Raw genomic sequence first — 15,456 nt, 5'->3', positions numbered from 1 at the left:
TTGTTGTGAATGGTGGTAACTTTGTAGTGAATAGGGTGCGTGATGATGTTTAATTTTTTATGTAGGAAAAACTATTCTGTTGTAGGAGTAAAGATTTAAGAAGCTATTTATTCGTTTTTTTAGATATAAATAATAACTTTAGAACAAATCAATATAATTAGCCAGCTTTTATGTCTGAAGAAAAATTAATGTCGCAAAAAAAGCCTGCTTATCCAGTGAGCAAAAAGCTTAATAATTACCTAGAATTATATAATAGAAATATAGAAATTCCTATTTTTTATGAGGATTTACTTCGTTTTTCAGGCTCTATCGTAGTTTATGATTCTAATGATGAGGATAGTCTGTGGGTACGCGTATATTATTCCGAATTTGAAAGACAGGAGATTGATATCAGTCTGAAGAAAGTATATTCTATTTTATTATCCGATGGTGGCGATCAGATCTTTGAGTACTTAAATGTTGATGCAGTTGATTATTGTACGTTTGGAAATTCTAAACCTTTTAGAATAAAAGTTAGAAATATTTTAAATGATAATTTCACCTATTTTTACGTAAAAAAAACGGATGCTTCTAGAATATATGGATTAGAATTAGAGCATATGTTATCGCCTTATAATTTAAATTTTTTGGTCTATAAGAACACTTTAATAGAGGAACATATTGCTGGTATTCCAGGCGATGTGTTTATTAAAGAGATGTTGCCTAAATGTACGGAAACAGAAAAATCACAATTGGCAAAAGAGTTCGTGAAATTTAATGAACGTTGTATGATTCGCCTTTTGGGTGATATGCGGTCCTATAATTATGTGATTGTACCCACCCACGATTTTGATCATGTGGTGTATAAAATTAGAGCCATTGATTTTGACCAGCAATGTTATGAGGGCAAATTAAAAGTATATAGGCCTCAGTTTTTTAAAGAAAATTACCAGATGGTAGAGTTGGTTAGGGCTAAATTACAATCAAAATCGGTAGATCAATATAAAATTGAAGAACGTTCTATTGTAGCTAAAAGAATAAAAAGTTCGGGGAATAGAATTAAAAGATTGTTAAGGGCTTGTCTGGTAGATAATATTTCAACCAAAGCGAATACAGAACTTTTAAAATCAGAAATTTATGATCTTACTTTAGATGTAGATTTTAAAACTTGTAAAAAAATGGGCGAAGTATTAAACCTCGCCCTAGATTTTGTAAAACGTAATTATGAAGATGTTAGCATGAAACAAATCATGGAACATAGAATTAATCTCTAATTAGCTTTTTTGTTCCTTATTAAAATACACTAGATAATAATACATTTGTTTTTCTTCATCCCATCCTTTTTCAACATATTTTTCTGCTGATTCAGGATTGATGAAGTCTAGTTTTATTTGAATATTAGTATCTAAATTAATAACATTTTTAATCTTCTTTCTTGCATCAGAAACTGCTTTGTTGGCAATATCAAATGTAGAAATATCCTCAACACTGTATTTAGGTCCTTTTTCTGTTTTATAATTTTTGAATTCTGGAATCAAATCTGGATTTTCCATTACCTCATTTAAGAAAGTACTTTCTTCGAAAGAATCATTTTTAGCAAAATGATTCACGGCTCTGTTCATGAAAAGTACTTCTTGTTGTTTATCTTCCGCAGGTAAAACAACATCTTTTGCAAAGTTCTGGCAAAACTTTAAATAATTTTTAGTCTTAAAGTTATCATCAGAAAGCGGTTCTACTCCTAAAAATTCTTCTAACCAATATTTAGAATCGTATCTGTTGCTATCTACAGAAAGAACTTTGTATCCTTCTTCTTTCCCTGTATCAAAAATTAAACATCCTTTGTCTAATTTATTGATGTTGATTCCTTGTTGTATCACAATATCTAAATTGCTGCCTTTTTCTTCAAACTGAATAAAATCATGTTTTAATTCACTCTTAAAAATTCCGATAGCATCTACTTTTACGTTGTCTAAAAGTACGCCACTTAAATGAGCAACATAAACTTCACCACTTTTAATATGAGGGTGGTTGGATTGTTCATAAAGGTAGGAAGCAATTTTTTTAGAATTTGCATGAATACTATCTGGATCTGCAAAAATCTCAGAAGAAATTTTATACATCTCATTGAATTCTACATCTACATCATTAGAAAAATTGAAATAATTTTCTTCTTTTTCTCTAAAAGGCTTAAAGAAATATTCTTTTAGTAAGCCCGTAGTTTCGTCATTTAAACTATGTGGTGTTTCTGATAAGAAAACAGCTTCATTCTTATTTTTGTTACCTACACGATGAAGCGAGATACTTTCTATTTGAGTAGCGTATAAATTAATCATAGTTTATAAAAGTAAATTAGTGTTTTGCTTTTTAGTGTATTTGTACGGGATGTTTACTGAAGTATATTAATTCCAGTTTTCATCAAAATCTAAGTCATCGTAACTGTCAAAAGTATCATCAAAATCAAAAGTAGGATCGGCCTCAAATGTTTTTTCTGGCGGAGAATCTGGTAACTCCCCAAAACTAAATAACATGTTAGGGTAAGTTCTACCATCTTCTTTAGGAACGATATCTGCTAGCTCCACAAAGAAGGTCCACATGCTTAGAAAGTCATAGACATAGATAAGTTTTGGCGTATTTTCTGTAATAATATCTTCTAGAAAGGTTTCGTTCATTAAACGAATATCAGAACCATTTTCACTAATATCATGCAAGGCAATCTCTTCGTCTTGTATCCATTCTTCATCACAAGTATAGAAAGAAGCCATTTCATTACCTAAAAACCCAAAAGCTTGCGTTATGGCATTATGAAAGTCTTCTAGCGTTGTACTTGCTTCAATTTCAATGTCTCTAAAGATATCTTCCTCTGTATCTAAAATTATTCGAATCTTATAAATCATTATTTTGATTTTTTTAGGGCTGCAAAGTTACAAAGAATTAAGGCTTGTTTTCGTTTTTGATGCTTCTAAAACCAAATAGAATTGTACTCCAAAAAGAATAGCGGCAACAACCATGTGAAAGGTCTGGCTGCCGAAAGGAAAATGGACATAATACATTGTTATTCCAGAAACAATTTCTAACAACAATAATAGCAATACCCACCTTATTTTTTCAAACCCTAATTCGAACTTGTAAATGAGGTATGCTATATATAGATTCAATAAAGCTACAAAAATAGAGAAGGTCCTATGAATATAAAATTGAATATTAGGATTCAGTAGCCATTGATTTTTAGCATCTTCTCCAAAATAATCTATTTGTAGGTCTACAAATTGTCTTACCTGAGTACCTATTATAATTTGAATGAGTGTGGCTATTAATGCCGCTCCTAATAGTTTTTGAAGTTTACGACTGGCATGCTCTACTTTATCAGCATCAGAAGTTTTGTAAATAATATAAATCAACATCGCAACAATCACTAAAGCCATTATCATGTGTACTGTTATTTTTACAGGCTCTAATAAAGAATAAACCACTGTAGCTCCTAACCATGCTTGAAACCCCATCCCGAAAACCACCAACCAAGAGAGGATAGTTATCCGTTTGCTTTTTTTCCAATACCAAAAAGATATAATCGCTAGTAGTAATGTAGCAACACCCGCTAATGCCCCGAAAAGGCGATTAACATATTCAATCCAAGTATGCCATACATTAAAAATCGCATAATCGTGTTTGGTATACTCTTCCCAATTTGAAGTATTGTAGGATGCTGAGGTAGTAAAGTCTGTTTTCGCAACTTTCAAAGTTTCACTATAGATAATTACTTGTCCTTTTTCAAAGGTTTTACCTTCTTGCCACTCTAAAACAGATTCATCAGTAGGAGGTATATAATAACCAAAACATTTAGGCCAATCAGGACAACCCATCCCACTGCCGGTCATACGCACAACAGCTCCTGCCACGATGACCAAATAAACCAATACTAAGGTTACTTGGGCTATTTTTCTAAAGTACTTTTGCATTCACTTTTTTATTTTACAAAATTACTACTCTTTGTTCAATTTATGAAGAAAGTTTGAGGATGTTTCAAGGGGTGTTAAAATAAAAAAGCGGAAAAACTCTAGGTGAGAATTTCCGCTTTTTTAAAGTAGGGTAGGAGTCTATTATTCTACGACAATAAACTCTGACCTTCTATTTTGTTGGTGTTTTTCGGCACTACAATTAACGGTATTTTCACACTCGTTGGTTAATTGTGTTTCACCAAACCCTTTGAATGTTAATCGGGAAGCATCAATACCTTTCTTTACTAAATAATCATAAGTAGCTTTGGCTCTTCGTTCAGAAAGCCTACTGTTATAGGCATCATTAGCTCTAGCATCTGTATGAGAACCAATTCTTATTTTAGTATCTGGATATTGGTTTAAATAAGCTATGACCTTTTCCATTATTATTTGTGCATCTTTTCTAATATAAGATTGATCAAAATCAAAATAGATTTTCTCTAAATTTAATTTTTTAGCAAGATCTGCTCCTAAATCTGCAGGAGCAAAATTGGAGATAAGAAGAATTTCAATATCATTGATTTCTAAGCTTGTCCCTATTTCAATCGCGGTAGTTGCTTCTGCGTAATTTTCTTTTAAGGTGATGATGCTATATGCTCCTTTTTCACAAGAACTATCTAGATCAAAGTTTCCTTCAGAATCAGAAATACCTTTGCCTATAACCTCACCGTTTGCATTGGTGATATTTAATACAGCATCAGCTATTATTTCTTTTGTTTTTTCATCTTTTACGATGCCTTTTAAATTTGAATAACAGTTAAAGTCTAATGCTTTCGATTCAGAAAAACCGTAAATATCGTCACTACCTATACCATTTTCACGGTTAGAAGCAAAATAGCCATTCTTAGTTTTGTCATTAATTATGTATGAAAAATCATCCTGCTCACTATTTAAAGGTTGCCCTAAGTTTTTTGCTTTCGTACGTTCTAATTCGGCTAAATCAATTCCGAAAACATCTAAGCCTCCTAATCCAGGATGTCCGTCTGATGCGAAATATAAAATATCGGTATCAGAAATATTTGGAAATGTTTCTCTAGACTCTGTATTTACACTAGCGCCTAAATTTACGGGAGAACCATAAGAACCGTCACTATTAATAGTTACATAAAATATATCAGAAGCGCCCAAAGTTCCAGGCCTGTCCGAAGCAAAATACAATTTAGTTTCATCCGTATTTAATGCAGGGTGTGCCGTAGAATAGTCTTCTCCGTTAAAAGGCAATGCAGTAATATCTGCCCAAGCTCCGTTTTGCAACGTTGCTTTGTACAATTTTAAACGGCTAACTCCCTCTTCATCTCTAGAAAAACTTCCATTTTTAAAATTGTTTCGGGTAAAGTACATGGTTTGTCCGTCTTTTGTAAAAACAGGAGAAGATTCATGTGCTTTTTTATTAACTGTTTTAGAAAGTTTTGTGGGTGTTGTAAAATTATCATCCTCTGTTACCGCTGTTTTATATAAGTTTAAGAATGATTTTCTATTCCAAAGATGAATAGTTTTGGTTACGGTTCCTGAATCTCTTGCAGAAGAAAAGATTAATTCATTTTCATAAAAGGCAGGAGAGAAATCAGATTCTTTAGAATTGATTGGTAAATTTTTAATGGAGTAGCGACCAGAATTCTCTTTAATAGCGGTTAGATAGTCTTTTTCGCTATTAAATTTTTCAGCACGGCCATCAGTTGCTTTTACTTGCTCAAATTTTTCCATCCACGCATCCGATGCATCATATTCCTTTAGTGATTTTAAGGTTTGCGCATACCGGTATAGATACTCAGGATCAATTGTAGTATTTTCAAGTTCAAACAATTTCTGATACCAAGTTGATGCCTCTTTGTATTGGGCATTCATATAATTAGCATCGCCAAGATTTTTATAAACATCCTCAGAAGAGTATCCTTCTTTAATTAAATCCTCATAAGAACTAATAGCATCTGCATAATCAAAACTATTAAATTTAGATTGTGCTTTTACCGCTTGTTTTTCCTGTGCTTGCAAACCAAAGCTTACAAACGCCGTACAAAGAACAATGTGTGTTAATTTATATTTCATGTTTATTGTGTTTTAAAAGAATCTTGGTGTTATTACTTTTTTGTATCGTGTTAAGAATTCATAGCGAAGAAAGACTTCAAAAGACCCATCATTAAAACGGGTTGCTCCTAGGTCTGTTGTTTCTTTGTCGTACGCTAATCCTAGCATTAATTGTTCTGATATTTGGAACCCTGCCAATAAACTCACTGCGGCATCCCATCGGTACGCTGCTCCTACAGAAAATTTATCATTAATAAGGAAGTTAGCTGAGACATCTATTTGTAAAGGCGCTCCTTTTACAGCTTTTACCAATCCTGCAGGTTTGAATTTTAGGTTGGGATTTAAATCAAAAACATAGCCTGTTATGAAGTAAATATTTAACCGTTCTTCTGCTAAGAAAGAGGAACTATTGGTTCCTGCACTATCAAAATGTTCTGTCTGTAAAAAGTTAGGAACAGATAGTCCGGAGTAAAAGTTATCGGTATGGTAGTAAACTCCTGCTCCAAAATTGGGAGAGAATTTATTATCCACATTAGGCAAGTTACTTTCGGCGCCATAATTTCTAAGTTTAGAGAAATCGATGTTTAAGAAATGTCCGCCTGCTTTTAATCCAAACGAAAGTTTACCTTCTTCAGAAGTAGGGATGGTATAGGAAAATGCGGCATCAAAATACGTATCTTGATTGGTACCATTTCCTATTTCATCATTTACAATAGAAAGTCCTAACCCCACTCTTCTGGACACTGGGGTATGCAGGTTTAGGGTTTGTGTGGTTGGCGCCCCATCTAGTCCTACCCATTGTGAGCGGTGTAAGGCAGCAATACTCAGCACCCCTCGTGATCCTGCGTAAGCAGGATTCACAGAGATTGTATTGTACATGTATTGCGTATATTGAGCATCTTGTTGGGCAGAAAGTAATTGAAACCCTGCAAAGACTAATACTACGAGTATGATATATTTCTTCATGATATTTTTTTTATTCTAAAGTGACTTCTTTGATGGTTGATTTATCTATTGATGTATAAGTAGCCTGATTTACTAAGGTTGTTATCTCCATTAACATATTTAACTATGTAGAAGTAAACACCTACTGGTAATTCTGAATCAGTACTAATGGTTACACGACCATTAGAAGTACCTGTAAATACATTACTTACATTATCATAACCAGACATCTCATACACAACAACACCCCAACGGTTATAAATCTGAACCGTATTGTTCGGGAACGATTCTATATTCTCAATCCTAAAGAAATCATTTACACCATCGCCATCAGGAGTAAGTACTTCATTTGAAATAGCGATACCTGTGTCAACTACTTCTTCATTACATCCGGCACTTAATGTTGGAACACCACCAATTGAATCACAAGGATCTAATGGATCTGTACCATCCGACACTTCTTGACCATCAGATATAGTATCACCATCAGTATCTGCAATATCAGGATCTGTGCCAATCGCATCTTCCTCTGCCGTAGTTAATCCATCAGCATCACAATCACTATCTGGTAACGCAGTACCGTCATCATGATCACAATCGTCTAAAGGATTTGTACCATCCAATACTTCTTGACCGTCAAGAATACCATCCCCATCGGAATCAGGATTATTCGGATCTGTGCCTAAAGATGCTTCCTCTTCATTTGTAAGTCCGTCATTATCAGAATCACAAAGAGGGTGGTTTAGATCAGGATCACAGGCATTTAATGGGTCACTAGTTCCGTTAGGTATTAAGACTGTACTCGGATTATCGATTCCAGTGCTTTCTTCGCAATCAGTTAATCCATCACCGTCAGTATCAGTAATATCTGAACATTCAACAGTAATAGCTACGCTACCCGTATCTGTAAGTCCATCTTCGTCTGCTACGGTATAGTCAAACCCAGTACTTGTACTACCTGCAGGAGGCGTTACATTTAAGGTTCCATCGGTTAATAATTCAACAATAGTTCCGTCAGTTAAAGTGACACTAGAACCCGGAGTAATCGCTAAAGGATTAGCAACATCAGCAGGATCAATAATCTCAGTTATTGAAAGATTTGCATTGTCTCCATCAGGATCATCATCACCAGTTAAAACATCAATATTTGTTGCAACAGCAGGATCTATCGTTGCTGAATCATCATCTGCTACTGGTGGTAATTGTGTAAATGCAATAGCTACGCTACCAGTACCAGTAAGTCCATCTTCATCTGCTACTGTATAGTCAAAACTGATTGGCTCCGTACTATCAGTTGGAGGCGTTACCTCTAAAGTACCATCCGTATTAAGAGAAACAATAGTACCATCAGAAAGGGTAACTGGACTAGTCGTACTTATAGCTTGTCCTTCTACTTCTGTGATAACAAGATTTGCATTGTCTCCATCAGGATCATTATCACCATCTAAAGCGTCAACGGTAAGATCTGTATTTATGGTTGCCCCAGTTACCGTTTCATCATCAGCTACTGGTGGTTGGTTTACCGTAATAGCTACGCTACCCGTATCTGTAAGTCCATCTTCATCTTCTAAAGTATAGTCAAACCCAGTACTTGTACTACCTGCAGGAGGCGTTACATTTAAGGTTCCATCGGTTAATAATTCAACAATAGTTCCATCAGTTAAAGTGACACTAGAACCCGGAGTAATCGCTAAAGGATTAGCAACATCAGCAGGATCAATAATCTCAGTTATTGAAAGATTTGCATTGTCTCCATCAGGATCATTATCACCTGTTAATACATCAATATTTGAAGCTACAGCAGGATCTATCGTTGCTGACTCATCATCTGCTACCGGTGGTTGGTTTACCGTAATAGCTACGCTACCTGTATCAGTTAAACCATCTTCATCTTCTAAAGTATAGTCAAAACCTGTACTTGTACTACCTGCTGGAGGTGTTACATTTAAGGTTCCATCGGTTAATAGTTCTACAATAGTTCCATCGGTTAACGTGACACTAGATCCAGGAGTAATGGCTAACGGATTAGCCGTATCTGCAGGATCAATAATCTCGGTTATTGAAAGATTGGCATTGTCTCCATCAGGATCATCATCACCAGTTAATACATCTACATTTGTCGCTACAGCAGGATCTAAAGTTACGATTTCATCATCAGCTACTGGCGGTTGATTTACAGTAATAGCTACGTTACCTGTGTCAGTTAAACCATCTTCATCTTCTAAAGTATATTCAAACCCAGTACTTGTACTCCCCGCAGGAGGTGTTACATTTAAGGTTCCATCGGTTAATAGTTCTACAATAGTTCCATCAGTTAAGGTAACACTAGATCCAGGAGTAATGGCTAACGGATTAGCTGTATCTGCAGGATCAATAATTTCAGTTATTGAAAGGTTAGCATTGTCTCCATCAGGATCATCATCACCCGTTAATACATCTACATTTGTCGCTACAGCAGGATCTAAAGTTACGATTTCATCATCAGCTACTGGCGGTTGATTTACAGTAATAGCTACGTTACCTGTGTCAGTTAAACCATCTTCATCTTCTAAAGTATATTCAAACCCTGTACTTGTACTCCCCGCAGGAGGTGTTACATTTAAGGTACCATCAGTTAATAATTCAACAATAGTTCCATCAGTTAAGGTAACACTAGATCCAGGAGTAATGGCTAACGGATTAGCTGTATCTGCAGGATCAATAATTTCAGTTATTGAAAGGTTAGCATTGTCTCCATCAGGATCATCATCACCCGTTAATACATCTACATTTGTCGCTACAGCAGGATCTAAAGCTACGATTTCATCATCAGCTACTGGCGGTTGATTTACAGTAATAGCTACGTTACCTGTGTCAGTTAAACCATCTTCATCTTCTAAAGTATATTCAAACCCTGTACTTGTACTCCCCGCAGGAGGTGTTACATTTAAGGTACCATCAGTTAATAATTCTACAATAGTACCATCAGTTAAGGTAACACTAGATCCAGGAGTAATGGCTAACGGATTAGCCGTATCTGCAGGGTCAATAATCTCAGTTATTGAAAGGTTAGCATTGTCTCCATCAGGATCATCATCACCCGTTAATACATCAACATTTGTCGCTACAGCAGGATCTAAAGTTACCGTTTCATCATCAGCAACTGGAGGTTGATTTACTGTAATAGCTACATTACCCGTATCTGTAAGTCCATCTTCATCTTCTAGCGTATAATCAAAACCTGTACTTGTACTCCCCGCAGGAGGCGTTACATTTAAGGTTCCGTCAGTTAATAATTCTACAATAGTACCATCAGTTAAAGTGACACTAGAACCAGGAGTAATCGCTAAAGGATTAGCCGTATCAGCAGGGTCAATAATCTCAGTTATTGAAAGGTTAGCATTGTCTCCATCAGGATCATCATCACCCGTTAATATATCTACATTTGTCGCTACAGCAGGATCTAAAGTTACGGTTTCATCATCTGCTACTGGCGGTTGATTTACAGTAACAGCTACATTACCCGTATCTGTAAGTCCATCTTCATCTTCTAGCGTATAATCAAATCCTGTACTTGTACTCCCTGCTGGAGGAGTTACATTTAAGGTTCCATCAGTTAATAATTCTACAATAGTACCATCAGTTAAGGTAACACTAGATCCAGGAGTAATGGCTAAAGGATTAGCCGTATCTGCAGGATCAATAATTTCAGTTATTGAAAGGTTAGCATTGTCTCCATCAGGATCATCATCACCCGTTAATATATCTACATTTGTAGCCACAGCAGGATCTAAAGTTACCGTTTCATCATCTGCTACAGGAGGTAATTGTGTAAATGCAATAGCTACGCTACCCGTATCTGTAAGTCCATCTTCATCTTCTACTGTATAGTCAAAACCGATTGGCTCCGTACTATCAGTTGGAGGCGTTACCTCTAAAGTACCATCCGTATTAAGAGAAACAACAGTACCATCAGAAAGGGTAACTGGACTAGTCGTACTTATAGCTTGTCCTTCTACTTCTGTGATAACAAGATTTGCATTGTCTCCATCAGGATCATTATCACCATCTAAAACATCAACGGTAAGATCTGTATTTATGGTTGCCCCAATTACCATTTCATCATCAGCAACAGGAGGTTGGTTTACCGTAATAGCTACGCTACCAGTATCTGTAAGTCCATCTTCATCTTCTAAAGTATAGTCAAAACCTGTACTTGTACTCCCTACAGGAGGTGTTACATTTAAGGTTCCATCGGTTAATAATTCAACAATAGTTCCATCGGTTAAAGTGACACTAGAACCCGGAGTAATCGCTAAAGGATTAGCAACATCAGCAGGATCAATAATCTCAGTTATTGAAAGATTTGCATTATCACCATCAGGATCATTATCACCTGTTAATACATCAACATTTGTTGCTACAGCAGGATCTATCGTTGCTGACTCATCATCTGCTACCGGTGGTTGGTTTACCGTAATAGCTACGCTACCTGTATCAGTTAAACCATCTTCATCTTCTAAAGTATAGTCAAAACCTGTACTTGTACTACCTGCTGGAGGTGTTACATTTAAGGTTCCATCGGTTAATAGTTCTACAATAGTTCCATCGGTTAACGTGACACTAGATCCAGGAGTAATGGCTAACGGATTAGCCGTATCTGCAGGATCAATAATCTCGGTTATTGTAAGATTGGCATTGTCTCCATCAGGATCATCATCACCCGTTAATACATCTACATTTGTAGCTACGGCAGGATCTAAAGTTACAGTCTCATCATCTGCTACCGGTGGTTGGTTTACCGTAATAGCTACGCTACCTGTATCAGTTAAACCATCTTCATCTTCTAGCGTATAATCAAACCCTGTACTTGTACTCCCTACAGGAGGTGTTACATTTAATGTACCATCGGTTAATAATTCTACAATAGTTCCATCAGTTAAGGTTACACTAGATCCAGGAGTAATGGCTAAAGGATTAGCAACATCGGCAGGATCAATAATCTCAGTTATTGAAAGGTTAGCATTGTCTCCATCAGGATCATCATCACCCGTTAACACATCTACATTTGTAGCCACGGCAGGATCTAAAGTTACCGTTTCATCATCTGCTACCGGTGGTTGGTTTACTGTTAAAATAGCACTATCAATTAGTGATACGCATAAGTTATTAGGATGCGTTACTACAACAAAATATTCATTACCATTTAAACTGGTATTAGTTAAAATATTTAATGTATTTGTGGAAGTATCAGTATATGTAGCATCATCTGATAGTAATACACCTCCAGAATTTGGGTCGCCAAGATACCATTGGTACACAAAAGAAGATGATAGATCTGTTGCAGATGTTCCTGTATAATCAGGAGTTGTTGTAGGTGCAGTACCCGTATAATCAGTGGTACTAGTTGCAAGTGCTACAACTTGGAAAGTAGCCGTAGTACTTGGATCTTCAGTTTGATCTGTTGGTGCTGTGGTGATACTTGCTTCTACAGCTATAGTCTCGTCTCCATTGACCCCATCATAGGCTCCTGAAATATCACCTCCTCCAGTTACTTGACCATTAACATCTACAGTAGTAGGAGCATCACCTAAAATTCCATCACCATCATCATCTGTACCACCAGATTCTAAAACATCATTACAACCATCGTTGTCACTGTCTGTGTCTAAGTGATCTGGAATAGTATCACCATCAGAATCACATGATAATATAGCGTTACCTGTTAATATAATAAATGAACCTCTAAGACCTGCATTTCCAACCCCTGTTGCTCCTACAACCATACGATCAGTAACATAATAGGAATAATTTGCCTGTAATCCATATGCTGGATCACTATTCGTAGGATTTGAAACTCCGAAAGTACTTAATCTTGCATATTCATAACTCCCTGATGGTCCTCCTAACACAAATCCAGAATTGGTTAGTGCACTACCTTGTACCAAAGCACCTAATCTGCTATTTATTCCTGAACCTACTGCAAAACCTCCTACATCAGACATATCTCTACCTGTAGTAGCGTCAAGATCTCCTATAAAAATATTTGCATTAGCTAAAGAAACAGGTATACCTACTAAATCACCTGCTGATACGGTTGCAGTTTCAACAACTGTTAATTCAAATGCTATAAATTTATTATCATTTGGATTATGATCAGAAATACCTAGTCTTCCAGATGTAGCTGAAATAGCCGTTTCTCCAGGACCACTTACCTCAATTATGTTTAATCGAACATCGTAAGATAAAATACCATCTGTAAAACCACCTGAGAAAAGGAATACATCCCCTGCTACCAAATTTGCAATATCTGCTCCTGTTGAAACTGGAGTTGGTGGAGATGTTGGATCAAATGTTAATAGTGCTGAAACTGGACATTCTACCGTATCTAATATCCCATCATTATCATCATCTAAATCTGCAACATCATTTACACCATCTCCATCAGCATCAGCAACAAGAATAGTAGCAGTGGCTGTACTACAATTAGTCATATAATTAACATCAGCTTCACATATTTCATACATAAGTGTATATGTACCATCTGGTGTATTTGGATTTACAGTTATAGTACCATCTGTATTTAATGTTAAATTCGCTTGTGTTCCAACCTCTACAATGCTTACTTCACCTACTGCTGTACCAATTGTTGGTGGCGTGATTCCAAAAAAACTATCATTTAAAATAACACTTGGTGTAATTTCTCCGCTCGCTAGTGTTGCATATGAATCATTATTAGCCTCAATACAATTTAAAAAGTCTACCGGGGGAGAATCGAAGAAACACCCAGCGGCTTGTTCTACTCTTACAAAATAGACACCTGCCGCTGTTGCTGTATAAGTACCTGCAGTAGCTGAACTTACTACAGAAACCCCATCTTTAAACCATTCGTAATTTAAATATCCTGTTGGCGCTTCCAAATCAGCAGTAAAACCAGCCTCTAAACAAGCTGGACCATTTACTGTTACCGTAACTTCTGGTGTTGTATCAAAACCAGAAAAATAACCAGCATAGCCGGATATAGTGCCTACACCGCCAAAAACTCCAATTGCTACAGGACCATCAGCTACAACCGAAACATTACCCGTTAAATTAGGATTTGGTTCATAATAAATTGTCTTATAAATAGAAGTACCTAATATTGCATCAAATGTGTTTAATACAACTGGTGTACCTGTACCATCTGTAATCGTAACTTGTGTTACGGATTCATTAGCAACTACTGTAATTGCAGAAAAATTTGCAGTAGTACCTGCCATATCTTGAATATTAGGAATATTATTTACAGAATTTGGTAGTAAACAATTTGCTGGTGGAATAAAGTTCATCCCTATTGTTGGCCCATTTTGTTGACCTGCTGTACATTGATAAACATACGCGTTTTTTGTCGTAGTGATTAGCATATTAGACCCCACTGCTGTGCCAGAATATGAATCTACTCTTGCAAATTCTCCTATATCAATAGTATCTACTAAATTAGCAGGATTTGTTGGATCTCCAACATAAACCTCCGTATTATTTTGAGTTGCCACTACAATAGCATATTCATTAGCTGCCAAAGTAGATTCTCCTCTTATCAATACATATTCTCTCCCTAAAAAATCTATTGGTACGGGCTGATCCATACCTGCATCTGCTCCACTATCTCCAGCAGCAGCTACAAGTTGACCATTAGAAATTGCTATTGGTAAATTAGAACTAATTTGCGCACCAATCCATTCACTTCTATTTGCTACATGGTTAGTAACCCCAGAATCACAAATAGTCTCTAAAACATAAGTTTCACCTGCATTTAAGTTAATAGTTAGAGACCCTGTTGTCAAAACACCTGCAAGTGCTCCTTGTCTAAATGTTGTATTTCCATAATCTGAAATGGTTACACTCGTATTATCCTGTGTAGCATATATACCTAATGAAGTGGATACAGCATTAGAACCATTAGTTGTATTTGCATTATTTGGTAAACCTCCCCATCTAAACTCCGTACCTAAAGCTTTTGTTCCTTTTGCTGTATAAGATCCAGTCTGATTATTGGATGCAACTCTATAATTTAGATAAAAAAGATTATTAACCCCTTGAGACTCAAACCGCATACCTGCTGTTGTTTGCACAACCCCTGTTTGCGCTTGTGACATCAATATTATTTCATCTAAAGCTCCTTCAGCAACCAAATCACCAGTAACGTCTGTATTAAACAAATCCATTATTTGAGGGGTAGTATTTGACAATCCTACCACTGTATAAGAAGGAGACGTTGCATCACCAAAGTAAACATCCACATCAAAAGGAGTTGTTTCTGGCGTGGACAAATAAATGGCATTCCCAATATTAGAAACGTTGGTATCAGCTCCTGCGCGCATTGGAGGTAAATAATGCTTACTATCTAATTGTGAAAAAACCTGCCCTAGGTTTAATAAAATTATGATAAACGTCATCGCTATTTTAAACGATGGTCTATCAACATCAAAAGATTTATACATGTATTTATATTTCATAATAACAATAATTTGAAAAGGGGGGTTAGTGTTTGTAA

The 15,456-nt window shown here is 36.0% G+C and carries 7 protein-coding genes; 1 reads left to right on the top strand and 6 read right to left on the bottom strand.

The features are described from left to right. Positions 1–170: 170 nt before the first annotated feature. Entirely contained in the window at positions 171–1,253 is a 1,083-nt protein-coding gene (locus tag GQR94_RS01675) for a hypothetical protein (protein WP_158973704.1), read from the top strand. Here the strand turns inward: GQR94_RS01675 and GQR94_RS01670 are convergent, their stop codons facing one another. The 6 genes from GQR94_RS01670 to GQR94_RS01645 all read right to left on the bottom strand — a co-directional run bounded on the left by GQR94_RS01670 (position 1,254) and on the right by GQR94_RS01645 (position 15,418). Further along, the gene (locus GQR94_RS01670) at positions 1,254–2,312 is read right to left on the bottom strand and encodes a nucleoid-associated protein (protein ID WP_158973703.1); all 1,059 of its coding nucleotides are present in this window, start codon (positions 2,310–2,312) and stop codon (positions 1,254–1,256) included. A gap of 66 nt (positions 2,313–2,378) precedes the next feature. After that, positions 2,379–2,873, bottom strand: a complete 495-nt coding sequence (locus tag GQR94_RS01665) for a hypothetical protein (protein ID WP_158973702.1) — start codon at positions 2,871–2,873, stop codon at positions 2,379–2,381. Positions 2,874–2,900: 27 nt separating this feature from the next. Continuing rightward, positions 2,901–3,935: a heme A synthase gene (locus GQR94_RS01660; RefSeq protein WP_158973701.1), complete on the bottom strand. Its 1,035-nt coding sequence runs from the start codon at positions 3,933–3,935 to the stop codon at positions 2,901–2,903. Between the two features lie 141 nt (positions 3,936–4,076). Continuing rightward, positions 4,077–6,020 (bottom strand): OmpA family protein, encoded by a 1,944-nt coding sequence (locus tag GQR94_RS01655; RefSeq protein ID WP_158973700.1) that lies wholly within the window; start codon positions 6,018–6,020, stop codon positions 4,077–4,079. Positions 6,021–6,032: 12 nt separating this feature from the next. Then, a complete protein-coding gene (locus GQR94_RS01650) occupies positions 6,033–6,965 on the bottom strand; it encodes a type IX secretion system membrane protein PorP/SprF (protein WP_158973699.1) in 933 nt (310 codons plus the stop codon). A 41-nt stretch (positions 6,966–7,006) separates the two neighbouring features. Continuing rightward, entirely contained in the window at positions 7,007–15,418 is an 8,412-nt protein-coding gene (locus GQR94_RS01645; RefSeq protein WP_158973698.1) for a gliding motility-associated C-terminal domain-containing protein, read from the bottom strand. Between the last annotated feature and the right edge of the window lie 38 nt (positions 15,419–15,456).

It is taken from the genome of Cellulophaga sp. L1A9, from assembly GCF_009797025.1.
Classification (GTDB): Bacteria; Bacteroidota; Bacteroidia; order Flavobacteriales; family Flavobacteriaceae; genus Cellulophaga.
The sequence above is the reverse complement of the archived record's forward strand: the minus strand, read 5'-3'. Positions and strand labels throughout refer to the sequence as shown.